Genomic DNA, 24,252 nt, shown 5'->3' on the forward strand with positions numbered 1-24,252 from the left:
CATGTACCAGATCTCACGTATTTGCGTCTCGAATTGCGGTCACCGGGATGCCGTCTTCAAGAACAACCTGATCTCGTTCCTGACATTTGAAAGCAACAAAGTTGCCAGTAGCGTCATGCTCCACGCCCCGAACGGCAACGGCAAGACGACGATCCTGAGCTTCATCCTTCACCTGTTCGTCCCGGCGAAGCCGTGGTTCGTTCAGACCCGGCAGAAGAGCAGCCACAAGTTCGCGGACTACGTGGCGGAGAAGAAGCCGACGATCTTCGTCATGGAACTCTGCACGAAGGAACGTGGCCTCATCGATGCAGACAGGCCCGCGCTCGTGATCGGCGTGGTCGCCACCAAGTCACCCGACGGCGCCTCGGAAGAGACCTTCTTCATGATCCGTCCCTCGGGTGACTACGGTTTCGACGACCTTCCGTTCGTCCAGCTTGCCAAGCAGGGCAAGGAACTGGACTGGTCCAACTCCGACGCCTTCACTTGGTTTCGCGAGCTTCGGAACTCGGCCGTCAGTGCCCGTGTCACGTCCACCCAAAAGGAATGGCAGGAGCTCCTACGGGGCAACGGCCTGTCCCTCGCATCCTTCGAGACGCAGATCGACATGGCGTCCTCCGAGGGAGGCATCGAGAAGTTCCTCGAGGCCAGCAACCCCACGGAGATGATGGAGCGCCTGCTCTCGGTTATCATCGACGAGAGCCAGGCGACCGACACCATCGGCCGGATCAACGAGTACCTTGAGAAGATCCGCGATCTCCCCAAGGAGAGGGCGATCGCTGCCAACACGGGGAAGCTGATCACTGTCGAGACGACCTTCGCCGGGGCCTACCGGGAGGTCATCGGCATCCGCAAGGGGCTCGTCGACAAGCAGGGGCAGGCGAAGGGCGCCCTCGAGACGGCCGCCACGCGGATCGCGGTCATGGAGGCGGATCAGCAGCGGGCCGACGAACAGATTGAGGAACTGAAGGCCTCCGACAGATCCCTGAGACGCGATCTCGAAGATGCGAAGGTCGAGTGGGAGGCTGTCCGCGTCCACGGGAAGCGGAAGATGGTACGCAAGGTCGAGGAGAACCTCGAAGGGGCGAAGACCCGGTTCGCCGAGGTCGGCTTCCGCATCGAGGCGCTCAAGGCCGCCCCCTCGCAGGCAAAGGCATTGCAACTTAACCATCAATTCGTCACCGCCACCGAGGAGGTGTACAGGCTGGAGCAAGGCGAGCGGGAGAAACTCGTCCCTCTCAGGACTGCTGGCTCCAACCTCAAGGCCCGCATCGGGATGGAGGTCGAGCAGCTCGATGCCTCCATCGGGCAGCAGGACGAATCCATCACGGGCCTTGCCTTCTCGATTAAGGAGGCAGACGCCACCCTCGGACGCTTGGGGCGGGAGCTCGCCTCCCTCGAGGCGTCCCTTGCCGAGCACGGACGCAAGAAGACCGAGATCGCCGGCAGGCTCGCCAAGATTGCCGCCGACGGTATCCTGCCCGACGCACCTGCCGACCTCGACGCGCTCAGGGACGGACTCAAGGGCCTTGAAGGGGAGGAGGAGCGCCTGAGGGAGGAAGAGCGCAACCTCCACATGAAGAAGTCGGAACTGACGGCCGAGCTGCGTGAACTCGTGAGCCGGGAAAGTGCCCTGTCCCGCGAGCTGGCCGATGCCAAGCGCCAGTCGGATATCGCCCGTGAGAAGCTGAAGGGCTTCATCGATCAATCCAATGCAATCAAGCGCGATTATCTCGAAGGTCTATACCCCGGGGCGGATGCCAATCCGTCAGATCCTGACCTGGCGATCAAGATCGATGACGAGATTACACACCTGTCCAGGAAGTTGGACGACCTGCGGGACCGTCTTTCGGCTCTCCGGGATCGCATCAGGCTGGCGGAGGAAGGTGGATCCTTCGATGACGATGATGTCGCGCGGGCGATGGAGCTGTGCAGGAAGGCCGGCGTAACCGACATCTCCACCTACGTCCATTGGGTTTCGGAGAACGTCACGTCGCAAGAAGCCGCCAAGAACTTTGTGGAGTGCAATCTCGACATCACGCTCGGCTTGCGCGTCCATAACAAAGCCGACCTCCAAAAGATCCGCAAGGCCTTCAACCGGGAGACTTGGGGCCTGCGCAAACCCGTGGCGGTTTCGGTCGTTCGGGATATCGACAGTCTGAAAGATGAGCTCATCCATGACCAGATCGTCCTGTCGGCGCGCAACGATTACGCCTACCACGAGCCTACCCGGCGGGAGCATCTGGAGAAGATGCGCGCAGAAGAGGACCGTCTAAAGGATGACATCTCCAAGCTGGATGAAAGGGAAACCCTTCTCCGTGGGGCACGGAACGCCATCTCCGCATTCTCCAAGAAGTTCGGCGCCGAAACGGCAGATACGCTGACCGAGGCCGCCGAGTATGCCGTCTCACGTGTCGAAGGCGTCGTCGTTGCCTTAGAGGAAGCCCGCGAGGGCCACGCGAGCAAGTCCGCACAGCTCTTGGAGAAGGGAGAACTGATCGAACGGTGCGATGCCTGTGTCACAGAGTTGGTCCATCGTCTCAAAAGGCTTCGGAATGACGAGGCAGCCGTTGCCAGCCGCACGGAGGAACTGGCCGCCATCGACTTCGTCGGCAAGTCCCGCCGTGCAGACGAGGTGAGGTCGGGGATCGACCACTGCGAACGGACCAAACTGTCCTTCGAGGAAGCGCACCGCCAGCATCTCGAGAACCGCGCAAGGCTCAATTCCGAGAAGGTGTCGCTCCAGAACCGACTGAGGAAGGTCGACTTCGAGATGGAGGGTCATGGCGTCACGACCGACCTCACCCGATCCGTCGACACCTACCAGGCCGAGTTCGATCGACTGCGGGACGATTACCGCATCACCCAGAGCGCAGACTCCGAGCTCGCGCAGGCGCGGGCGAGAAGGTCTGCCCTGAAGGAGTCCGTGGACTCCGCGATGGACGGCCTGAACCGCATCTACAAGCCGGTCCCGGACCAGGAGCGGAGCAGGTTCATCCAACTCGTGGAAGAGCTTGCACTGCCTCCTGAGGCCGAACGGGAAGCCGATCTCGCGCAATCGGGCCTCACCCACGCCGGCTTGCAGAAAGAGATTGAGGAACATCGGCAATCCATCGGCGCACTCAAGGCGGAAGGGTCGATCCAGATCGACGCCGATCTCCTGCCCCGCGTCGAGGTGCGCCTGGCTGATCCCGACTTCGAGGGGGACACGACGGGAGGCCTGCTGTCCGAACTAACGAAATCCATCGACACCATCGAACGGACCATTCGCCTGAACGGCATCAGCATCGGCACCTTGCAGCGGGATCTTAGCCAGATCGTTAACCGCCTCAACATCGCCCGGCCGATCCATGCGAGGCTCGACCAGATGCTGAAGGGTACGGAGGTCGTGGCTTCCTACGTCGAGCTCCCGCCCTCTCCCGAGCAATGGAATGACGTCATTCTCGGCATCGTCAGGGATACCGAGGAACTGACAGATCGCCTCAAGGCCGCAGAGCTCAAGGCCCGCAAGTACCACGACGAGATCGTGTCCCTTGCCGCGAACCAGAACTTCCCCTTGGGCAGCGACGACGGCCTCAGGATGCGCTTCGGAAGGTTCAACGGGTTTTCCGAGCACGGTGATTGCAGTGAGGAGATCCTTGATGCCCTGACCCAGAAGCTGAAGGGTCACCACAGCATCATCGACACCCTGACCCGTGAGGAAGACCTCATCGTCGACAACCTCTCGAGCATACTTGAGGATACGGTCGAGATCATCGGCCGCGCCATTCGGAAGACCATTCCCGAATTCGGCGGCGTGTTCTCCGGCCGTACCATCGTGAAGTTGCCCACGAACATCGATTTCAAGGCATTGAAGGCCATGGGCACGAAGGATGTGTCGAGGGAATACCTCCAGCAATTGATGGCAAGCGACGGCACCCACCGGATCAACAGCCTCCGGGTGATGTCGACCGAGATGCTCAACATCATGTCGAAGCGCCTGAACGGCCAGCCGTTCGAGTTGCTCCTCCTCAAGCCCGTGGTCCAGTCCGCCCGCAGCACGTACGAGAGGATGCACACCCTCACGGGGTCCGGCGGCCAGACGATCACGGCCGGCCTCCTCCTGAACATGCTCGCCAGCAGCCTCCGGAACAGGAACGGCGACCAGGATGCTTCCTCAGGCTTCATCATCCTCGACAATCCCATCGGGAAGGCAAACCAGAAGTCGCTCGTGGACACGCAGTTGCAGGTGGCCAAGGCGTTTGGCATCCAGCTCATCTCTGCCTCCGGCATCACGGACAAGTGCATCAACTCATACGAGTGGATCGTGACGTTCAGCGCCAACAGGCAGACAGGTGCGGGCAACCACGTCAGCGTCGACTACGAGGAGAACAAGATCCACAACTTCCACATCGCCCTTAAACTAGAGGACAGTGTCGCTGCCTGACGGCGGCGGCACCCTACAGGCTGCTGGTATGTCATCCGATACGTTCCTTTCCGAGCTGAAGCGTCATGGACGATCTAGGATCGAGCTGGACGAGTGTGAGCGCATATTCCAACGGGCGGTCCTTGAAGCACGGATGGACCCAGACTTCGGCTACGCCCGTCTCGGGCGCACATTAGATAGCCTCCGGCATGCAGGGGCGATCATCCTGCCGTCCGCCTCGTCCAAGGCAGCCTACGAGCGACGCGCGACGACGCTCCTGCCCAAATGGATCAAGTTGCCGTCCGAGAAAACGGAGAGTCCTCCGTTCGCCATCGAGTGGGACATCCGGCTCGCCCCTATGGTCAGGGGATCGTCCACCGATAAGCTGGAGAAGCTCAGCCGCATCGATGCCTATCTGAAGCGGACCTCGGGCGAGCGCCCAGGCAAGATCCCGGTCAACTGTCGCTCTCTCCACATCTTCGGGGATGAGAAAACGCTTCTCAGGCTCGTGAGGAACCGGGATACGGGGGAGATCTCGCCCACGCTTCGATTGGACGACCTGCATTGCTATGTCCCCTACGAGTCGTTCCTCGTGCACGACGCCTGCGCTGGATCGGCATCGAACGACATCCTCGTCATCGAGAACGCGCAGTCCTACCACATCTTCAAGCAGCGGAACGAAGCCGAGCGCCGCTACAGGGCCGTTGTATTCGGGGGAGGGGCCGCATTCAAGAGCTCCATACCCGCACTTGAGGATCTGGTCCGCAAGCTTGATGCCGGAAAGGTTCTCTACTTCGGGGACATAGACGTGCCTGGGTTCGACATTCCCGTGACAGCTATCCAGAATGCGTCGAAGCGGTCATCCGGCTTTACCATCGTGCCGCATCTGGACCTGTACCGGGAATGCCTCTCCGTTGGTTCCCCGCAGGCCGCCACGTACGAAGACCGCTATGATCCCAACGCGGCATGGGACCGTGCGGTTTCGGCATTCACCCGGCAATGGCTCGGAGATGAAGAACTCTATGCCCGGATCGCCGAGATGATCCGCAGTGGGAACCGCATCGCTCAGGAGTGGGTCTGCTGAAGCCAGCAAAGGACCAAGCAATGGCGCTCTGTCGGCTGAGGTGATCGCCAAAAACTGGTGATCAATCGAGGCCCCATTTTGTGCCATCCTCATTCTAGGCGGCACCAGACATCGACTTCGCCAACTCGGGGTGTAGATGCTTTGCCAAAAGTAACTACCTGCCTCCTACCATCGAGAACATTGCCAGCACTTCTAATTGTCGAGATCTTCCATCCGCTACTCGCAAGGGGGACGTCACATTAACCGTGTAGAGCCGCGGAACCGCTCAACAAGGTTTGGTTTTGCACAGCCCAAGCCGTTGATTTCTCATGGCGCGAGATTCTTCCTTGACGAGTACAGGCCAGTATTCCCCGTTAATGTGCCATCTCTGCCTCGCGCTTGGCTTCAAGCTCCTGCTGCCAGAAGACGTAGCATTCTCGGCCGACGAGGACCTTCTTGCTTGCCAGCAACGGCCTCATCCGGGAGCTGAGCGGTGCATCGCCGACCCGAAAGCCCATCGCTTTGAGCTGGATGAGCAGAAACGCGGCATTGCGTCTGGGTCGGCACGAGCCGGATGATCTGCATCATGCTGCCATCCGCGGAGCCCCACGGCGCCTGCTGGACTGGTTCTGCTTCGCCCCTAGTCGTGGGAGCGTCCCGACCAGAAGGACAAGGTTCTGCGCAACCTCCTCGCACGCAGGTCGCAGCTTGGGATCAGCCATCACCGAGTGGAACCGCATTCGATAGATATGCTCGAGAAGGGAGCAGGCATTTACCAAGTCATCCGCCATCTCGTAACAGGGCGAGTTCTCGATGAGGAATGTCCGGCATCGCTGCACGCTGCGCCGAAGATCATGATGCGCAGCATCCAAGTCCTCGGTTCGCAAACCACGTCCACTCAGCGCATCTGATACACTAATGTTGAATCCATCTGACAGCATTCGGGCGACATGAATGAGAGCATCGCCACAGGCCCGAGCCTTCTCTTTGCCCTGCTTGTCCAGCCGAACTCGAATAGAGATCAACGCAGATTTGGCCCGTGCCAAATCGCCCTCGACAACGTCGCACGCGCGACGATACGACCACCAATTGCACATGCGATTTTCCGGGAATCAATCTGGAGGCTGATGATCCAGGAATGAGTTTGTTTGCCACCGGATGCAAGCAAGAACGACTGCGAAACCGACCTCTGCGGCATCGTGATCAAGCTCGCTGGAATGTGGCTCAAGCAGCTGCTTTCTGTCTCTAATGATTTGTTCGGCAGCGAAGCCCTTTAGCCAAGTTGACGGTGTCTTCCGTACGTATCTCGACTAATGCGAAGGCGCCCCTGTGCGAGGGTTCTGCCATGGCACCGGCTACGAACTTCTTGTAGAGATACTTATCCAGCCAGCTTCGCTGGTTTTGTCGCGGATCCGGATCAAGGACGAGACAGCAGTAGGCCCGCCGTGTCGCCCTCATGCGGTGAGCAGGTAAACTGCTCGGGCAACGGTATTCGCGGATTCGAAGACATATGTCGCCTGTTACTCATGCATCAGGCAGGTCATCTCAATGTTGCCCAGGATCACGCGAGTCGCCCAACGGATCGGGAGCCAAGCATCCGCCGAAGATGCTCAGGCGGATTGAGCGTGTTTGCCCGTCATAGCCTCAATTGCCTCAAAGCTTCTTGTCAGTGCCCGCCATAGGTTGCCAATCTCCCCCGATCTGGGCGATCTAGAGCTGAACTCGTTCACGCCGGCTCCGTGGGCCAGGGAGAGCGACAGTTCAGGGCTATGTGTAATCTGACCCGCCCATGTCGGAACGTCGAGCGCCTGCATCGCCTTTCGTGCATCCACCACCATCGGATCATCTGAGCCATTCTTGGCCGGCGCAGCGTTGACCACCACTGCATAGGGCTTTTTCAATTCACGGCAGACTTGGATCGTTGCCTGAACGGCGTCGACATCAAATAGCCCCGGACGCATTGGGATCACGACAAGATCTGCGTGCCATATCGCCTCGGCCACTGGGGCTTCGGCATTGGGCGGTGTGTCGATCAAGACCCATTCGACCCCGTCGCGCCGCGCTTTTGCCAATGTGGCCGAAAGATGCTTGGTGCCAACGTGGAGCGGAAGATCCCGTGCGCCCCGAACCTCGTGCCAAAGGGCCAGAGATCCCTGTGGATCTGCGTCAATCAGGAGCGTCGGTCGAGAATGTTCGGCCATATAGCACCCCAAATGCGCGGCAAGGGTGCTCTTTCCAGAACCGCCCTTGCGGGAAGCAAAAACCAAGACATTCATGCCAGGTCTCCTGATCTCGGCAAATCGATCGTGATGACGAGACCGCAACTGCGTTGCAATACTTTCCGAAAACAAACAGGGCGTTGTGCCCGCCCCGCCTGCTGTCGTGGAAAGACCTGTTCGTTGTCCCAGATCGATCAGGCAATACATAGTCGCGCGAGTATGGTTAATAGATTGTTGATCACGGCCGCGGATTGATGATCTCAATCCATGACTGCGGACCAGACTTTTTGTCCTTGCGGCGCTCACGCGATCAGCCAGGAGATCCGCCGACATACGAACAAAGGCCCGTTAGTAGCTGACTAGAATCTAATTCAAATATCTAGCAACGCCGGGAGTTTCGTTAGCAGTTCTTAACCACCTGGAATCAGTGCTTCTCGAATCATTAAGCCGGATCGCGACTCGAGCTTCAGCCCCAATACTCGCGACAACGAATCAAGTGCGTAACCTGAAATAGCCCGGAACCACGGATTTACATGCGAATTGATTCGGCCTCATGAGCTAAATGATTCTGACTAAAGAAGTTTCCCACCGCTGAATCGATCTATTGTGAATGGATTCTTGACGCGCGACTCCACAGCCAACTCAGAATCGGTCATCACTCGAAACGGCACGAGTGTAACAGGTGGATGCCATGCCTGATGCAAAGCAGACCGAGCGCGTTCAACGCTTCCGAAAGTCCCGCAAAGAGCGCGGCGACCGGGAGATGAACGTCTGGGTCCCTAGGCTTATAGGCGCTGCGATCGACGAAGCGGTCGAGAGTGGCCGATTTAAGTCGCGTCAGGACGTCATCAATCATGCCCTCGAAGCCATGTTTGCCGAAAAGGGTCGGAATGTCGTGACGTAAACCAGGCAAAGCAAAAGGCCCACGAAGCTGGAAACTTCGAGGGCCTTTGGAGCTACCCGCGAGGGGCGGCGTAAAGAATGTGTCGCAACATCCTTATGCCATCCCGACAAACTGACTGTCAAGAGCATCGGTTTCGGTGAACGCTCCCGCTTTGCCCTCAACATGGAGGGTGCGATGCAGCTTGCATCGTCAGGAGGCCGGCAGCTGAGACATGCTGCTCTGGCCGCGAGAGAACTTGCGCTCGAAACCGGGCGCACTGTGACGCGAAAAGAACTATCTGCGGCAGCCCGGGAGGCTGCCAAAGCCCTGGAATTGCGGAATGGACCCCGGTCGGTCCTGTCCGAGTTGGTCGCCTGTTGGGGCGAGCAGGAGTGGGAGCGGCTGCTGGTCTGGCCGTCCAACGACTACTTGGTTACTCGGACCGGGATGTCCGAGAGGGGAATCCGCAAGGCATTCCGTGTTCTCATCGACCAGCAACTGATTGTTCCCAAGGAATCTCCCAACGGGAAGCGCTATGCCGTCAAAGACTTAGCGGGCGAGATCGTCGACGCCTTTGGGTTCGACCTGACGCCGGTCTATGCCAGGCGAGGGGAGTGGGCCGAGCGTCTGATCGAGCAAAAGCAGGCGCGTGAAGCCCGCAAGCGCACCTTTGACGAGATTACGATTGCCAGACGAGCTGCCCAGGAGGCGCTCGGGAGCCTGTCACGGGAGTACCCAGATCTGGACCGCTCCGATCTTGAGGAGCGGCTTAGAGGACTGCTGACCCGGACCCCGTTACGCAGCACGAAAGCCATGCCGATCGATATTCTGGACGAGTGGAAATCCCTCAGAAGTGCGTGCGAGGAAGCTTATTATCGAGCAGGCTATGCCGGAACTAAGTGCCGCCACACTAATAACAACAACGGATCTCCTAGTGAGCCTTGTAACAAAAGCTTTCCGAAGAAAGCTGAGGCGGTTCGTTCAACCGAACAACCCTCGGAGCACCTATCACCGGAATTGATCCTCGAGGCTTGCCCCACTCTTGGCGATTACGGCCAGCCCGTACGGGATCTGGCGGATATCGTCTCGGCCGGCCGCTACCTGCGGGCGTCCCTGGGGGCTCACGAGAGCGCCTGGGCCGAGGCCGTCGAGGACATCGGCACCGTCAGAGCCGCCATCGCCGTGATCTACGTCCTGCAGCTCTATGAGGACGACGTCGCCAAAAACGGCGGGGAGAGCCGGATCAAGAACCCGGGCGGCTACTTCCGTGCGCTGACCCGCATGGTGAAATCGGGCAAGATCGACCTCGCCGTCGAGCTCCTGGCCATGAGGAGGCGAAGAATGGCATAGGAGCGCGAGTAAGCCATGGGCTGCACCTTGGGACGATAAGGCTGATCCAGCTTCCGGAGGAGCGCAGATGCCTGCTCGCCATGAAACCGGCAGGGATGGGTAGGGCTTTGATCACGCTCCTGGCGATGGCAACTCTTTGTCAGGCCACAGGGCTTGTCGGCACACGCGCATAGGGAACCAATCCGCTTTCTGATGGCTCTGAAAACGAGCGCACTCGATGCGATTGATCAGGCCCATGAATCAGTCGGCCTGTGAAAGATTCCGGCTTTTCATTAGACCTCGAGTCCAGGGATCACGACACTTGGGCTCATGTCTGAGAAGCTCAACGTGCTCGTCCTGGACCGCTGTGACCCGTCACAGAACATGTCGCGCTTTTATGTGCTGCGCATCGAGCGATCGCTGTTTGGTGATCCAACACTGGTCCGAGAGTGGGGGCGGAGCGGTCAGCGGGGCCGGCAGATGATCGAAATCCATTCGTCAGAGGATAAGGCGATCGAGGCTCTGGAAACCTGGCTTTGCCGCAAACAGCGACGCGGCTACCAAGTGCGGAAAATATAGGGTGCGGGTCAGCCTTTAGGCCCAGTTTGTCTCTGTCTCAGGCAGAGCACCTGTGATGCAAGATAGTTCATGGGCATTCTTTGCCTCGTCGCTGCTCTCGACTGGCTTAAGAGCGAATGGGCTCAATCATTGGTATCGTCCGGACTATAGTAATCCGCCAGATGTGAGTTGATGTCGTCCCGTTCAGGACGCCGACCTCGGTGTTGAGCCTTTGACGTCTTCCGATGGGGCTTCTGATCACCCCCGATCACAGTTACGATACTCCGATCCTTCACGCGAAACTGGATGCCGTTGACAGTAATCGTCGACGCGCCGTGCTCAATGCCCTTCGCGACGCCATCGGTCAGGATTTGCCGCCTCAAAGCATCAATGTCGATCTTGAACACCCGTTCGACATATCGCAGTAAGGCATGGTCGGTGATCCGGATGTCCTCTGTCGGCCGGGAGCGTCGCTCGACCTCGGCGAGGAGGGAACGACGCGTCGCCTCCATCTGTGCGACCTCTCCTTGCAAGGCCGTCATTTCTCTTTGATGTTCCGAGATCCGACCGTGGATCGTCTCGATCTTCGATTTCAGATCCTCGATTTCGCCCAAAAGGTCCGACGTAGATCGACTTGTTCCTGCTCCCATCTCGTGCTCCATAAGGAAAAGTGTCGTGACACAAATTTTCAGTGAAAATTCCGAGCGGTGAATCTGATCTCGGCAGTTGATGCCGGGTTGCTTTGCGCCACCGGAAGTTCCTCATCGGAGTCACGCGCACCCTGCCTTAGGATGTCACGGGCTCCGAGCTTTGCCTCGTCTCCTCGACCGTGCTCCGCCTGGAATGGTTGATCCCGATCGCCGACGGAACGCAGCAGGTGCGATAGATCGACGATGTGCTCGGCGATGACATGGATCACCCCGCCTTCCTTCTGAAGGCGTCCACGACACCCGATCATTCCTGAGGACAGGATCAGCCGGCGCTGCTTCTCGAACAGCGAAGGCCAGATGACGAGGTTCGCCACATCGGTCTCATCCTCAATCGTCATGAACATCACTCCCTTCGCGGATCCCGGCTTCTGTCGCACCAGAACCATCCCGGCGACTGTCAGCCGGCGGCCATCCCTCATCATTCGGATCATCGAGCAGCGATGAATGCGCTGGCGCCGTAATTCCTCTCGGAGGAAGGAGATTGGGTGTTGTCGAAGCGTCAGCCCCTTCGATCGATAGTCCTCAACGACCTCTCGACCCTCGGTCATCGGCGTGAGCTCGACATGCGGTTCATAGCCTTCCGGCCGTATTTGGCTGTCTCGCTCATCAGCTGCTGCAAAGAGGGGGAGGGGCACATCCGAAAGGCCTCGGATCGTCCAGAGAGCGTCGCGTCTGCTGACTCCAATCGATCCGTAGGCATCCGCATCCGCCAGTCGCTCGAGAGCGGCTACGGAAATTCCAGCCCGACGCCAGAGATCCTCGATCGATGTGAAAGGATGGTCCGCCTGGGCCAACGGGATCATGGCGGCTTCCGAATTCTTTAACCCCGCGACCAGCCGTAACCCGAGGCGGACCGCGAAACGTTTCGGGTTGCGCGTCGGCTCCAATGTGCAGTCCCAGCGGGAGTGATTGATATCCACCGGCCGGATTTCGACGCTGTGATTTCGCGCATCCCGAACCAGTTGTGCGGGGGCATAAAACCCCATCGGCTGGGCGTTCAGGATGGCGCAGCAGAACACATCCGGATGGTGGCATTTCATCCAGGACGAGGCATAGGCGATCTTGGCAAAGGAGGCGGCATGGCTCTCCGGGAAGCCGTAGGATCCGAAGCCCTCAAGCTGCTTGAATGTCCGCTCGGCGAACTCCGGGTCGTAGCCGCGGGCGGTCATTCCGCTGACGAGCTTGTCCCGGAACTTGGTGACGCCCGCCGTCAGCTTGAACGTTGCCATCGCCCGCCTGAGTTGGTCCGCTTCAGATGGCGTGAACCCGGCGCATTCGATCGCCACCCGCATGGCCTGTTCTTGGAAGAGCGGCACGCCGAGTGTCTTTTCCAGAACCCGCTGCAGCTCCGGCCGGGGATAGTCCGGCTTCTCGTAACCTTCCCGCCGACGGAGATACGGATGCACCATGTCGCCCTGGATTGGTCCCGGCCGGACGATCGCCACCTGGATGACGAGGTCATAGAAGACCTTTGGCTTGATCCGCGGCAGCATTGCCATCTGGGCGCGGCTCTCGATCTGGAACACGCCAACTGTGTCCGCCTTCTGGATCATGCGATAGGTTGGGCCATCATTCATCGGGATCGTGGCGATCTCCCGCTCCTCGCCTTTATGCTCCCGCAGAAGATCGAAGGCCCGGCGCATGCAGCCGAGCATGCCAAGGCCCAGCACATCCATCTTCATGAATTTGAGGGTGTCGATATCGTTCTTGTCCCACTCGATCACCTGGCGGTTCTCCATAGCGGCAGGTTCGATCGGCACGAGATCGTCGAGGCGATCCTGGGTCAGCACAAAGCCGCCCGGATGCTGCGATAAATGCCGGGGAGCTCCGATCAGCTTGGAGGCCAGCTCCAGCGTCATCCGCAGGCGCGGATCCTTGAGATTGAGGTTGAGTTCCTGCGCCTCCTTTTCTGTCACGCCATCGTTGCCCCAGCCCCAGACGAGACCGGACAGGCCGGCGGTCACGTCCTCCGGCAGGCCCATGACCTTGCCGACTTCCCGCACGGCACCACGAGCGCGATAGGTGATCACCACACCGGTCAGGGCAGCCCGATGGCGACCATAGATGTCGTAGATCCACTGGATCACCTCCTCCCGGCGCTCGTGCTCGAAGTCGACATCGATGTCCGGCGGCTCGCGCCGTTCCTCGGACACGAACCGCTCGAACAGGAGATCGTGCTCGATCGGGTTGATCGAGGTGATGCCCAGCACATAGCAGACAGCAGAGTTGGCGGCCGAGCCCCTGCCTTGGCACAGAATGCCTCGCGCCCGCGCAAACTGGACGATGGCGTTGACCGTCAGGAAGTACGGCGCGTAGTCCAGCTTCTCGATCAGGTGGAGCTCATGTCGGATCGTTCCGGCCACCGTATCGGGGACACCATCCGGGTACCGGCGGTTCGCTCCGTCCCAGGTCAGATGCTCGAGCTTCTCCTGAGCGGTCTCACCCGGATCGGTCTCGGTGGGATACTGGTAGCGCAGCTCGTCGAGGGAGAACGTGCAGCGATCGAGGATCTCCTGGATCCGTTTGAAGGAGCCAGCATGCCGCTCGAACAGGCGCTGCATTTCGGTCGGGTCCTTCAGATGTCGATCCGAATTGCGCTCCAGCCGGTAGCCTGCGCTATCGATCGTGCAGCCCTCCCGGATGCATGTCATCACGTCCTGCAGCCGGCGCCGGTCTGGATGGTGATAGAGGATGTCACCCAATGCGACGGTCGGAACGCGGGCGACCCGAGCGGCTTCCTCGATCTCATAGAGACGCAGGTGTTCGTTCTGAGAGAACCGGCGGATCAGGGCCATATAGGCGCGGTTGCCGAAGGTGGCTTTGAGGCGCGACAGGTTGGCTTTCAGTGTGCCGTTGGCCTCGTCGCCAAGAAGGATTGCTAGCAGGCCTTCACTCCACTGGATGACATCATCCCATGTCAGAAAGCATTTGCCTTTTCCCCCGCGGCTCTTCCCGATGCTCAGCAAACGGCACAGCCGGGAATAAGCTGGGCGATCCATCGGGTAGACCAGGAGCGATGTGCCGTCGATCAGATCAAGCCGGCATCCGACCGCCAGGCGCACGCCTGTCTCCTTCGCAGCCTCGTATGCTCGGACGATCCCGGCCAGAGAGTTCCGGTCGGTCACGCCCAGCGCCGAGATCCCGAGCAGTTTTGCCTGCTCGAACAATTCGGCCGGACTGGATGCGCCGCGCAGAAACGAGAAATGAGTGGTGACCTGCAGGTCGGCATACACGGTCATGCAAAGAACCCGTGCATCCACCAGCGGCCGCCTTCCATCATCGGCGCATCTCGGAAGATCCAGAAGCGAGAACCCTCGGCCGTCTCGAGCCGGTAATAATCCCGGATCCTCTTCTGCTCATTGCCGAGCCACCACTCGGAGGTGATGCGTTCAGGGCCGTCAGCCTTCATGACCTTGTAGCGGACCCGGCGCCAGATGAAGGACACCGGCGGGTGATCCGGCAGCAACGCCGTCGTCATGATCGATTCCGGCGGATCGAGGAGGCGGGTGGGACGCTCCAGGTTCTCTGGCCAGTTGGAGCCCGATGGAGGCGCGAGAGGGGAGACCCTCCTGGTCATGCGCTCGGGCACCAGGGACTGGACCGGGGCGAACCGATAGACGCGGTCCTGCCCGATGCGGGCGGTCAACCGGTCAACGAGTTGGCTCAGATCGACGGCTTCGTCCTCGGCCTCGATCCCTCTTGCCACCGTCTGCTTCTCAGAGAGAGGCTCGGTGCGGTTGGCGATGAGGACGATCTCCTCGATGCCAAAGCCCGGATCAACCGTCTCGATTCTGTCGTCGAACAGCTTTGCCAAGTGGATGTGATCCCGACTGGCTTTGGCTGTTCCAACCCGGAGAGACGCGCCCTTCTGATCCACCCGGCGGAAGATCAGATCCAGCCGCCGGACACCCTCGCCGCGTTTTTCCAAAGTCTGACACAACTCCTCTGAGAGCCGTCGCACCACCAACTGCAGGTCCTCCAACCGGCTGATCGGCTCCGCAAAGGCGCGGGATGCAATAACCGCCTCGTCCGGAATGATCGGAGTGATCGGCTCGAAAGCATGCCCCAGCGCCTGGTCCAGGCGCAGACTTGCTTCGCGTCCGAAGCGGCGCACCATTGGCGCCCGCGGCATTGCGGCAAGCTGACCAACACGCTCGACGCCCAGTCGGAGCATGGCGCTCACCGTCTCATGCGAGAGCCGGAGAGCTTGCACGGGCAGGGTGGAAACTGCGTCCACAGCCCACCCCGGCGGAATAATCCCGCCCTTGCCGAACCGCGCGACGGCCCATGCCGCACCCGGCACATCGGCAATCGCGGCGCGGGCATGAATGCCGTTGTTCTCGATCCGGTCGAGCAGCTTCTTGAGCAGAGCCTCCTCGCCGCCGAAGAGATGCTCCACTCCCGCAATGTCGATCCAGATGCCGGCCGGAGGATCGGGTGCGACAACAGGTGAAAAACGGATGGCCCATTCCGCCAGTTGACGGAGCGACGCATTCTCACCCTCAGAATCGGCGTCGATGATGTGCAGATCGGGGACCATGGCCTGGGCTTTGGCGACGGCCATGCCCTCGATCAGGCCGACCTTCTGAGCGGCCGGGCAGGCTGACGCGATCAGCCGGCGCGAGCCCTGCTTGATCACGGTCACAAGCGGCTTCTCGCGCGGGGGATCACCGAACTTGCGCCTGATCCTGTCGGTCGGCCAGGTTGGCAGGTAGAGCGAGACGACCCTGCGCATCGCAGGCCTCCAAAATCCACGAACGGGGTTCCGCACCCCGGCAGCGCACGAGTTCGACCTGCCAGCGGCCGCGTTTGAGGCCAGCAGCAGGAACAACCTCTGACGGGATCGGCGACACGCGCCATCGCGTCGAGGCAGCGGTGGGAAGCTTGGTCAGGTCCTTCTGGGCGACCGTCCACCAGCGCCGGATGACCAGGGCGGGAACGCCCGAAGCCTCCGCGGCCACCTGCAGGCGACGGGAGGCGGTGAGGCCGAGCCGGGACACTTCCCCGATGACCGCGCCCAGGCCTTTCTGATGGAGGCCCTCTTCGATGAGAGGCAGGACGTCGGCATCACGGCAAGTCTCGGCGTAAATGACACGATCCGGGTGAAGGCCGACCTGCAGGAGGCCAGGCGCAAACAGATCGCGCCGGGTCAGGCACCAGAGCACCGGCCCTTTGAGGCGAGCGGCAATCCCGGCCGCGAAGAACGTGGCGGTTCCGGCGAACTCCGAAACGGGTCCCTCCTCGATCACCTCGTGCAGGGATCCAAGAGTAAGCCCTCTCCCAGGTAGGTGCCGGTCGAGCGCCGAGACGCCAAAGGGCAGGGACTTGCGTGAGCCCTGAGCTCCGCCGAGCTTCTCGATCTGGCGCCGTAAGTCGTCGATGACTTCGCGCCGGGTGGCCATCGGTCAAGCTCACCTCCCTCCTACGACAAAATGGAACAAAACAGGAACATGGACCAACACAGAGAGTCAACGCGCGGTTCGAGAGCGGACCTGTGGATATCGGGGAGGAGAGAGTGTTGCAATCGCGAAATCGATGTGTTTGACGCCGAGCGTTGATCCTTCTGCCACTGACCCTCGCCTCGACGGCTGTGCCGGTGACCCCAGGACCGAGCAGCTTCTCGACAAGGTCGAAGCCGAAATGGCGAGCCAGCTGGATGCCTCTCCTGAGAGGCTCGTCATTTCTCTCGCATGGCACTCTGCCAGGAAGAGCTGACAGGCAGGGGGCGCACGAGGGCCACCACCACTACATCTCAATCGCCTTGGTCGCAGACATCGAGGGCAACCAGGTACGCCTCTCGGCTAACGCCGATGTCGCGGTCTCCTTCGAAGAGGAGAGCGATGGCGGCCAGGCTTGATGCTCGACCGCCCGCATTCAAGCCTGAACTGAGGCAACCTCAAACCAGGCTCAAGCTCGACGCAGATACAGGCAAGATGCTCTGTGTCAGCAGGGCACATCACTGTTGTGAATCAGTGCGTCGCAATCGATTCACGACTTTGATTGGACCTCGCCTCATGCTCTGCCCAACATGGAGACATGTCCGAAGACACGATCCAGTACCTGGTGCTCGACAGGCGTGATCCCACCTGCAACATGGCCCGCCACTATGTGTTGTCTATCGAGACCAGCCTGTTCGGTGATGCCTCTTTGATCCGCGAATGGGGCCGCATCGGCCGGCTGGGACAGACGCGGATCGAGCTTTATGAAACCGAATCAATGGCCGTGGAAGCTCTTGAGACCTGGCTCCAGCGAAAGCGCCGACGTGGCTATGCGCTCAGGGATGGGTAAGAGAGTTGCCGTGACAGATGCGGGGAGGGGGCACGATCTCATACGTTGGAGTCGAAGGTGCGGAGGCTGACTGGTTCTGCTGTGGCAACGTTGAGGCTGTTCGCTGACAAGAGGCGTCTGCAGTTCGATAACGTTCGGTTCGCACCATCTTGCTGCTTAGAACATCCCGATACTCATTCCTGCCGCGAGCGCAGCCCCAAGCTCTTCGCAGCGTTTCAGATCGTCTGGGCTGATGACCTTAGGGGCCAAAATCGCTTCCGGTGTTTGCGCGTGGGTGCAGACGATCAACGGTTCGGCAATGGGTTTGAGCCGCCATCCGGTTGCAATCCGCTCAACCTGACGGGCCGCGTTGTGACCGTCGCTACCGGCGCAGATCAGCGTCGCGTAGGGACGCCCGCTGATCCGATCGAACGCCGGATAGTAGGTCCGGTCGAAGAAATCCTTCATTAGTCCGGCGATGGCCGCCAAATTCTCGGGAGTGCCAAAGAGATAGCCGTCCGCCTCGAGGAGGTCGGCTGCTTGAGCCGCCGGTGCCGAAAGCAGGTGAACGCGAACGGTCGGCTCTGACGCTGCTCCACGGGCAGCGGCCTCGACCATCTGACGGGTGCCGCCGGTCATCGAATGATACACGATCAGCAACGTCTTGGTCGTGCCAGGGTGCAATAGGTCGTCCATCGGCTAAGATCCTGAACCTGACAGTGGGTGCCAGCAAGGGGATGAGCCGGCTCAGTGTCATGGCGTTCATGACCCTATTAAAGCCAAGCTTGAGGCCGCTGGACAACTTGACATTCCCGCAACTCATCCCAATATCTCGGGTAAGTGGATTGGGGGTTGTCCCCGGTCGGCGCTGGGCCTCGGTTTACCGGGGCCTTTCGCTTTTCTAGGGGAACACTTTTCGCCCCCTAGACCTTCGGCAGGATGGTGTCATAGGCGCGGTTCTCCTGATCCGGACGCAGCGTCTTCAGACCGATCGGCCGCGTAATGAGGTCAGCGATCTGCAACCCGACCGAATTCGACTTCTTGTCGGCAAAAAGAATCTCGAAGCCTTCTATGGGCCCGCGGCTGAGGGGATTGGCACCTGTCGCAATCCGGCGGAACTCAAGTTCAAGCTCTCGATCCTCTTTACCCCCGCTGCCTCCCCTTGCTTCGCAGACGATGTGGGTCAACCCATCTGTATCCTTCGCGATGTCATCCAGGTACTCACGCGCCCGTTCCATACAAAACAGGAGCGCCAGTTCGTAGGGACTCCTCGGTTCGGTGTAGCGGCGGGCTAGCACATCCTTCCAGATTGCGGACGCCACGACGACCATCGGGCACTCGTCAATGATCTTGGTGAGCTCCCTCATGAAGCGCCATTTCTTGTCCTTGTTGCCAAGAAACACGAACGGGGCTTCGGCTCGCCGAATCTCGTGCTCATGCAGAATTGCGCAGTCGTGGCCAAATCATCGAAACTTGAACTCCTGAACAGCTGGGACAAGCCGATGGATGTAGTCGTCTTTGCGAATGATACAGAAGGCAAGGGCGAAGATTGGATATTGCGGATCGATGGATTTGAGCGAGTGATCACCACTCTCGTCAACGAAGATGATGTGATCGGAAAAGAGCAAGATTGCCTCGGCTGAAGTTGCGACAGCGACAGAAGCCACACTAAGGGGAAGGGCCATACTGGCCCGATTGAATACTAAAAAGCCAAAGAGTGAGTTGCGGGTTGTATCAGGATGCCCTTACCCACCAGCTGTCGATAACTCATTGAGCGGGTGGAGGTCGCGGACCATGTGGTGGAGGCGGGAGGGATCGAGATGGGTGTAGATCTGGGTGGTCTCGATGCCGGCATGGCCGAGCAGCTCCTGCAGCACACGCAGGTCCGTGCCGCCGGAATGCATGTGGGTGGCAAAGGCATGCCGCAGCACGTGCGGCGACACTCGATCCGGATGGGCGAGACCTGCCGCCACCGCCGCCTCCTTGATCTCCAGCAGGGCGGCCTGACGCGTCAGCGCCTTGGCGCCATTGCGCACCGAATGGAACAGCCAGGGGGAGGGCGCTCCACCGGAATAGGCCCCCGCCAGCCGTTGCCAGAGGGCAAGGGCCGCGATCGCCCGCTCATGCAGCGGCACGAGGCGCTGCTTGTCGCCCTTGCCGCGCACCAGCAGCATGCGGGTGCCCGCCGGGGCGGCATCGGAGGGCAGCGACAACGCTTCGCTGATGCGCATGCCGGAGGCATAGAGGGTCTCGAACAGAGCCGCCCGGCGCGCATAGCCAGCCTGCCGGTACAGCCCCACCGAGGGATCCGCCGCCAGCCGGTGCGCCGTCTCCAGGAGCACCTCGGTCTCGGCAATGGAGAGGACGAAGGGCAGCTTGCGCGACCGCTTCATGGCCGCCAGATGGGCGGTGGGATCGCGCGAGCCGAGCTCCTCGGCGATCAGGAACTTGTGCAAGCCGCGCGCCACCGTGATCCTGCGGGCGATGGTCGAGCCGGCGTAGCCGCGCTCATCGAGAGCGGCGACGTAGTCCCGGATCTGCTCCAGGCCGACCTCGTCCAGGCCGAGGCTGTTCTCATCGAGCCAGGTGAGATAACAGTTCAGATCATCGGTGTAGGTGGCAATGGTGCCCGCCGAGGCCCCGAGTTCGGTGGCCAGGGCGTCGAGCCAGAGTTGGGCAAGCCTCTGATTAGTCCGCATGAAATCCTCCCGATCGGGAGCAACATGGCACGGCATCCGTTACCGACTTCTTGTCAAAACTCTCCGGCCGCCTATTCCCCGCAGGCTGAATGCACGACTTGCATTACACCCTCAATGTCTTGAGCTTGTTGGGGCGGTTGGGGTCCAGCCTCAGCGGGAGTACCGTCACAATCATCTGCTCTCGTCGCTGGTAGACGATCCTTACCTTCGGGGATGCTGAGAGATTGGGACGTGTCAGCTTCGCAATGATCATGACCCTAGGATAGGGGTCCCAGTAAGGACTCGCAAAAGCAGCTCGGTACTTGAACTCAATCCGATCAACCAGATCGATCAAGGAAGCGGGATCATAATCGTCGAGATTGTAGCGCTCGCGGAATCGCCGGATTGCATGAATCGTCCAGTGGCGTTCGATTGCCGCCATGATGTCCTGATCAGGCTCGGTGGAGGTCATGACCGCTCGACAGAGAACCCATACCCATGATCAGGATTATGTTTCACGTCAGCTCGATTGCAATCGCGACCTCCGACAGAATTGGCCGCAATCAGCCATGATGCTAGACTCTCGACCATGACACAGATGGCCGACGAGATCCGCACTCTCATTGCAGATCTTTACGATGACCCTGAGGACTTCCTGAGGAGGCCTCACCTGTGGTTCGGCGGGCGTTCGCCGAACGAGTTGATGGCAACTGAGGCAGGTCAGTTCGTACTCCTGAAGTTCCTTCGCGGCGAAGACCATATACCACCCATTGAAAGGGACGGGGACTTCAAGCCCTACACCGCAGCGAATACCGACGACTTAGTTGACCAAGCAATTGCCCGCCTCGAAGGGCAAATCGAGCAGATCAAGTCCCTCAAAGGCGCTGGACCGGAGATCGCCACGGTCATCGGGAGGGCACAAGAGGTCTTTGGTGAGCGGGGCCTGAGCTGGTTAATCAGACCTAATCAGGTGCTGCAGGCCACACCTCTGGACCTGGTAACTCAGGGTAAGACGGACCGAGTCCTCCGGCTTCTTGTCCAGATCGAGCATGGGATCTACGCATGAGCGCGGAGATGTCGACTACGGTGGACAGCCCTGACTGGATTACAGCGTTCGTGTCCCCCCGCCAAAGTGCTCACGGTAGCAGATGCCATAGAGCGGTCGATCAACTAATCGGAATTCTCGATGTGGCGTGTCTCCCCCTCCGGTCGCCTGGATAACCTCACTGTCTTCAAGCACCGCAATGGTCGCTACGTGCCAGTCGGTGAACTGGCGTTCCAAGGGCAAGAGATCCTTCGCCCGGGCACATTCAGCTATGCCCAAAGTTATCTTGAGTCTGACAGTGCTGTTGCGATTGATCCCATTGGCCTCCCGCTGCGCCAGCACCAGTTTCCGGGCTCTCCGGAAGTGCCGCTCGCCTGCCTTGATGCCGGACCGGAAGGCTGGGGCCGGACCGTGCTGTCCGCGGCCTTCGAGGCGTCCACCTTTGGTGCGGCGGAACTTCTGGCAGCCGGCACAACCGCTCGAACGGGGGACCTTGCCTTTGGTGCATCGGCGCAAGCAGGACCGGGGGCCTATTACCCGGATCAAGCACGTTGCCTCACAAGCCCAGAAGCGAGTTCCGACCTCGAGGCTCTGATGAGGGCTGCGATCACCGCGGATGAGGGAAGCGCGACACAGGAACAACTCGCCCTGCTTGTGCGAGCCAGTGCCGATGTGGGAGGAGCCCGCCCAAAGGTCCGATGGCGCGACGGGGAGGGGGAATGGATCGCGAAATTCCCAACCTGGGGGGACAAGTTCGACGATCCCCGCATCGAGGCCGTCTGTTTGGATGTCGCTGAGGCCGCCGGCCTTCCGGTGCCCGAGCGCCGGCTCATGACCTTCTCTGGCAAAACTGTTCTGCTCGTGAAGCGCTTCGACCGATCGGAAGACGGCCGACCTTATTCATACCTGAGCATGGGGACACTCCTCCGGGAGCCGCCAAGTAGCTACGGCACGTCGAAAACCTACACGGACATGGCGGCGGCGGCTCGCTCGATCGGGGTTTGGGATCCGGAGGAGCAAATGTTCCGTCGGCTGCTCGTCAATGCTTACCTGCACAATACCGATGATCATCTGCGCAACCACGCCGTGATCAACAGAGGAGAAGGGTGGGAGCTCTCGCCCGTATTCGACGTGGTGCCTTATCTTGGACGCAAGCGGCACGTCTGTGCGCCTGCGCCCGGGCTCAGCACGGACTGCGACCCACAGCCGGCATTCGCGTCCTATGCTGCTTTCGGGCTGACACGCGAGAGAGCCGAAAGCATCCTGGACGATGTCAGAGTGGCTATGAAGCGCCTACCTATGCTTTTGGAGCAACGTGAGGTGTGCCGAGCCGATCGAGAGTTCTTGAGGATGGTGGAGACACGATGACCGAGATCCAGGCTGTATGCTTCGATGCCTTCGGGACGCTGGTCGAGATCACCGATAAGCGGAGAAGCACGAGGCTGCCATAGACCTGGAACATCCCCGGTGGTGTTCCAAGCACAGGAGGATCCTTGTGCTCCTTGAGGTGAGGATCAGAGATCAACGCAATCTTGGTCAAAGGCAGATCCTGGAATGAAGCCGTGTCCCACATCATGAGGACCGTTCAGTGCCGCCCACCTTGGTGAGAGTCCAGACTTCTTGTCAAAAGGTTAGTTATCCGCTGTTTTATCCTCCGATTCAGACGCCTTGGAACTGAACTCGTTCGCTCCGGCCCCATAGACCACGGAGAGCGACAATTTAGGGCTGTGTGTCATCTGACGCGCCTATGTCAGAACGGCGAGCGTCTGCATCGCACCTCTTGCGTCCGTAACCATCGGGTCAACCGAGCCATTCTTGGCCGGCGCGGCGTTGATCACCACCGCATAAGGCTTTTTCAGTTCACGGAATGCCTGGATCGTTGCCTGAACGGCGTCGACATCAAACAGCCCAGGCCGCGTTCAAATCACGACAAGATCGGCATGCCAGTTCGCCTCAGCCGCTGAGGCTTCGGCGTTGGGGCGGGCCGATCAAGACCCATTCAATCCCGTCGTGCCTCGCCTTAGACGGCGCGATTGCCGGCCTTGATCACCAGTAGGTACCTTTGGAAAACGCGCAATCCTTCCGCGATGCTTGCCTGTTACCAAATCGGAGTGGCGCTTCGACGGTACACTGCTATTTCGACAGGTCGATGAGACGCCCTATGGTGGAGATCGCCACACCATCCCCGGGCTGGTCGTACATAAAGGGTTCTCTAACGAAGTATTTGGCAGCGACAGGTAGTGCGCGGCGAAAGGTGTACGAGAGTGTTTGTTTTGAGGGACGAAAAGAAAAAATCCCTGAAGTGAACCATCTGACCTGAGCACACCGACCCAGGATCGGATCCTCTCATCCTTGGGTTGCGTTGCCACGCTCTGATGGCTCGCGGCCCATCATTGACCTGCCATACCATTATGAATGAACAACGACTTGACCTGAGCGCTCGGCTGGAAGCGCATGCTATCCTGGATCGCCTCGTAGCCAAAGGGCCAACGTTCCGGACAGCAGACGCCCGTCGGCTGATTGACCTCGTTCCCGTGGCACCCAGCTCCCGCATCTCGTTCACGGGTATCTTTCGAAGTCGAGAGCCTGGCGCCAAAGGGCATGCCGCCGGCATCGGCGATGTCAACTTGGAAGGGGAGGCGAAGCAAACAACGTTGACTCTCAACATACCTGCCTCGCACCGAATCGGCGGCTATGTGGTGACGCATACTCCCGGACACTTGGAAATCGAGCTGATGTGGGCGGAGACCCGAGCCGACCAAACGGGGCAGAGCTGCGCTCTGATCTATGACGTCAGAACCAAACAGCCAGAGGAGATGCGCATCGCTGTGCAGAAGTCACTGAGCATGCTGTTCATTACCTTTCATTTCGTCTCGTTCATCCCGTGGAAGACGCCCGAGAGTGTCTGAGCGCCGTGAGGATAAGAGATCTTGAGCAGAGAGATGAACCACTTCTGCAGTTATCAAGTGAACCAATAAATCCCTACATCAAAAGCTGTCGCTGCAGCTCAGAGGCGATGCGTTTTGCTATCCTCTTTACTGATGCGCATGACGACAGGTTTGGTGCTCACAAGCGTTATGAGCGTATACCCGTTCCTC

18 protein-coding genes and 1 pseudogene are annotated in these 24,252 nt (G+C 59.9%); 10 read left to right on the forward strand and 9 right to left on the reverse strand.

From position 1 onward, the window contains the following. Window position 1: 1 nt before the first annotated feature. Together JO965_RS36085 and JO965_RS36090 are read left to right on the forward strand one after the other, a co-directional pair. Window positions 2–4,423: a hypothetical protein gene (locus JO965_RS36085; RefSeq protein ID WP_203445650.1), complete on the forward strand. Its 4,422-nt coding sequence runs from the start codon at window positions 2–4 to the stop codon at window positions 4,421–4,423. Window positions 4,424–4,556: 133 nt separating this feature from the next. After that, a complete protein-coding gene (locus tag JO965_RS36090; protein WP_203445651.1) occupies window positions 4,557–5,486 on the forward strand; it encodes a Wadjet anti-phage system protein JetD domain-containing protein in 930 nt (309 codons plus the stop codon). Window positions 5,487–7,075: 1,589 nt separating this feature from the next. Here JO965_RS36090 and JO965_RS36095 read toward each other — a convergent pair. Then, a complete protein-coding gene (locus tag JO965_RS36095) occupies window positions 7,076–7,741 on the reverse strand; it encodes a ParA family protein (RefSeq protein ID WP_203445652.1) in 666 nt (221 codons plus the stop codon). Window positions 7,742–8,375: 634 nt separating this feature from the next. Here JO965_RS36095 and JO965_RS36100 point away from each other — a divergent pair. The 3 genes from JO965_RS36100 to JO965_RS36110 all read left to right on the forward strand — a co-directional run bounded on the left by JO965_RS36100 (window position 8,376) and on the right by JO965_RS36110 (window position 10,475). Next, window positions 8,376–8,588 carry a hypothetical protein gene (locus JO965_RS36100; RefSeq protein WP_203446763.1) on the forward strand — a complete coding sequence of 71 codons (213 nt, stop codon included), beginning with the start codon at window positions 8,376–8,378 and terminating at the stop codon, window positions 8,586–8,588. Between the two features lie 174 nt (window positions 8,589–8,762). Then, on the forward strand, window positions 8,763–9,917 hold the full coding sequence (gene repC, locus JO965_RS36105) for a plasmid replication protein RepC (protein WP_203445653.1): 1,155 nt from the start codon (window positions 8,763–8,765) through the stop codon (window positions 9,915–9,917). A 309-nt stretch (window positions 9,918–10,226) separates the two neighbouring features. After that, window positions 10,227–10,475 carry a WGR domain-containing protein gene (locus JO965_RS36110; RefSeq protein ID WP_203445654.1) on the forward strand — a complete coding sequence of 83 codons (249 nt, stop codon included), beginning with the start codon at window positions 10,227–10,229 and terminating at the stop codon, window positions 10,473–10,475. 122 nt (window positions 10,476–10,597) lie between these two features. Here JO965_RS36110 and JO965_RS36115 read toward each other — a convergent pair whose 3' ends face one another. Genes JO965_RS36115 through JO965_RS36130 form a run of 4 tightly spaced genes read right to left on the reverse strand, consistent with a single transcriptional unit; the run spans window position 10,598 to window position 16,566 of the window. Beyond that, a complete protein-coding gene (locus JO965_RS36115) occupies window positions 10,598–11,104 on the reverse strand; it encodes a hypothetical protein (protein WP_203445655.1) in 507 nt (168 codons plus the stop codon). A 38-nt stretch (window positions 11,105–11,142) separates the two neighbouring features. Beyond that, window positions 11,143–14,403, reverse strand: coding sequence for an error-prone DNA polymerase (locus tag JO965_RS36120; RefSeq protein ID WP_203445656.1), 3,261 nt, complete (start codon window positions 14,401–14,403; stop codon window positions 11,143–11,145). Beyond that, the gene (locus JO965_RS36125) at window positions 14,400–15,899 is read right to left on the reverse strand and encodes a DNA polymerase Y family protein (RefSeq protein WP_203445657.1); all 1,500 of its coding nucleotides are present in this window, start codon (window positions 15,897–15,899) and stop codon (window positions 14,400–14,402) included. Before JO965_RS36125 ends, JO965_RS36120 begins: the two co-directional genes overlap by 4 nt. Continuing rightward, window positions 15,832–16,566, reverse strand: coding sequence for an ImuA family protein (locus tag JO965_RS36130; protein WP_203445658.1), 735 nt, complete (start codon window positions 16,564–16,566; stop codon window positions 15,832–15,834). Before JO965_RS36130 ends, JO965_RS36125 begins: the two co-directional genes overlap by 68 nt. Before the next feature lie 254 nt (window positions 16,567–16,820). On the opposite strand from JO965_RS36130, the gene JO965_RS36135 reads away from it, so the two are divergent. Next, the gene (locus JO965_RS36135; protein WP_203445659.1) at window positions 16,821–17,021 is read left to right on the forward strand and encodes a DUF2171 domain-containing protein; all 201 of its coding nucleotides are present in this window, start codon (window positions 16,821–16,823) and stop codon (window positions 17,019–17,021) included. A 179-nt stretch (window positions 17,022–17,200) separates the two neighbouring features. After that, window positions 17,201–17,452 (forward strand): WGR domain-containing protein, encoded by a 252-nt coding sequence (locus JO965_RS36140; protein WP_203445660.1) that lies wholly within the window; start codon window positions 17,201–17,203, stop codon window positions 17,450–17,452. A 156-nt stretch (window positions 17,453–17,608) separates the two neighbouring features. Here the strand turns inward: JO965_RS36140 and JO965_RS36145 are convergent, their stop codons facing one another. From JO965_RS36145 to JO965_RS36160, 4 genes and pseudogenes are all read right to left on the reverse strand, one after another. Continuing rightward, complete coding sequence (locus tag JO965_RS36145; RefSeq protein ID WP_203445661.1) at window positions 17,609–18,127, reverse strand: flavodoxin family protein; 519 nt, start codon at window positions 18,125–18,127, stop codon at window positions 17,609–17,611. 227 nt (window positions 18,128–18,354) lie between these two features. After that, window positions 18,355–19,116, reverse strand: a pseudogene (locus JO965_RS49755) (DUF3800 domain-containing protein). Between the two features lie 60 nt (window positions 19,117–19,176). Then, window positions 19,177–20,130, reverse strand: coding sequence for a tyrosine recombinase (locus tag JO965_RS36155; RefSeq protein ID WP_203445662.1), 954 nt, complete (start codon window positions 20,128–20,130; stop codon window positions 19,177–19,179). A 103-nt stretch (window positions 20,131–20,233) separates the two neighbouring features. Next, window positions 20,234–20,581 carry a hypothetical protein gene (locus tag JO965_RS36160; RefSeq protein WP_203445663.1) on the reverse strand — a complete coding sequence of 116 codons (348 nt, stop codon included), beginning with the start codon at window positions 20,579–20,581 and terminating at the stop codon, window positions 20,234–20,236. 117 nt (window positions 20,582–20,698) lie between these two features. Here JO965_RS36160 and JO965_RS36165 point away from each other — a divergent pair, with 117 nt between their 5' ends. The 3 genes from JO965_RS36165 (at window position 20,699) to JO965_RS36175 (ending at window position 24,063) form a co-directional block, all read left to right on the forward strand. Further along, the gene (locus tag JO965_RS36165; protein ID WP_203445664.1) at window positions 20,699–21,175 is read left to right on the forward strand and encodes a Y4oB family protein; all 477 of its coding nucleotides are present in this window, start codon (window positions 20,699–20,701) and stop codon (window positions 21,173–21,175) included. 120 nt (window positions 21,176–21,295) lie between these two features. Then, entirely contained in the window at window positions 21,296–22,522 is a 1,227-nt protein-coding gene (locus tag JO965_RS36170) for a type II toxin-antitoxin system HipA family toxin (RefSeq protein ID WP_203445665.1), read from the forward strand. A 1,007-nt stretch (window positions 22,523–23,529) separates the two neighbouring features. After that, complete coding sequence (locus JO965_RS36175; protein ID WP_203445666.1) at window positions 23,530–24,063, forward strand: hypothetical protein; 534 nt, start codon at window positions 23,530–23,532, stop codon at window positions 24,061–24,063. Window positions 24,064–24,252: the final 189 nt, after the last annotated feature.

Source organism: Microvirga sp. VF16, assembly GCF_016864375.1.
Taxonomy (GTDB): Bacteria; Pseudomonadota; Alphaproteobacteria; order Rhizobiales; family Beijerinckiaceae; genus Microvirga.

Coding starts and splice junctions, on each gene's coding strand:
- JO965_RS36155 (WP_203445662.1), bottom strand. CDS start 20,130: ATGCGGACTAATCAGAGGCTTGCCCAACTCTGGCTCGACGCCCTGGCC.
- JO965_RS36140 (WP_203445660.1), top strand. CDS start 17,201: ATGTCCGAAGACACGATCCAGTACCTGGTGCTCGACAGGCGTGATCCC.
- JO965_RS36160 (WP_203445663.1), bottom strand. CDS start 20,581: ATGACCTCCACCGAGCCTGATCAGGACATCATGGCGGCAATCGAACGC.
- JO965_RS36120 (WP_203445656.1), bottom strand. CDS start 14,403: ATGACCGTGTATGCCGACCTGCAGGTCACCACTCATTTCTCGTTTCTG.
- JO965_RS36100 (WP_203446763.1), top strand. CDS start 8,376: ATGCCTGATGCAAAGCAGACCGAGCGCGTTCAACGCTTCCGAAAGTCC.
- JO965_RS36090 (WP_203445651.1), top strand. CDS start 4,557: ATGGACCCAGACTTCGGCTACGCCCGTCTCGGGCGCACATTAGATAGC.
- JO965_RS36135 (WP_203445659.1), top strand. CDS start 16,821: ATGCCTCTCCTGAGAGGCTCGTCATTTCTCTCGCATGGCACTCTGCCA.
- JO965_RS36130 (WP_203445658.1), bottom strand. CDS start 16,566: ATGGCCACCCGGCGCGAAGTCATCGACGACTTACGGCGCCAGATCGAG.
- JO965_RS36170 (WP_203445665.1), top strand. CDS start 21,296: ATGTGGCGTGTCTCCCCCTCCGGTCGCCTGGATAACCTCACTGTCTTC.
- repC (WP_203445653.1), top strand. CDS start 8,763: ATGCAGCTTGCATCGTCAGGAGGCCGGCAGCTGAGACATGCTGCTCTG.
- JO965_RS36110 (WP_203445654.1), top strand. CDS start 10,227: ATGTCTGAGAAGCTCAACGTGCTCGTCCTGGACCGCTGTGACCCGTCA.
- JO965_RS36125 (WP_203445657.1), bottom strand. CDS start 15,899: ATGCGCAGGGTCGTCTCGCTCTACCTGCCAACCTGGCCGACCGACAGG.
- JO965_RS36095 (WP_203445652.1), bottom strand. CDS start 7,741: ATGAATGTCTTGGTTTTTGCTTCCCGCAAGGGCGGTTCTGGAAAGAGC.
- JO965_RS36115 (WP_203445655.1), bottom strand. CDS start 11,104: ATGGGAGCAGGAACAAGTCGATCTACGTCGGACCTTTTGGGCGAAATC.
- JO965_RS36175 (WP_203445666.1), top strand. CDS start 23,530: ATGGCTCGCGGCCCATCATTGACCTGCCATACCATTATGAATGAACAA.
- JO965_RS36145 (WP_203445661.1), bottom strand. CDS start 18,127: ATGGACGACCTATTGCACCCTGGCACGACCAAGACGTTGCTGATCGTG.
- JO965_RS36165 (WP_203445664.1), top strand. CDS start 20,699: ATGACACAGATGGCCGACGAGATCCGCACTCTCATTGCAGATCTTTAC.
- JO965_RS36085 (WP_203445650.1), top strand. CDS start 2: ATGTACCAGATCTCACGTATTTGCGTCTCGAATTGCGGTCACCGGGAT.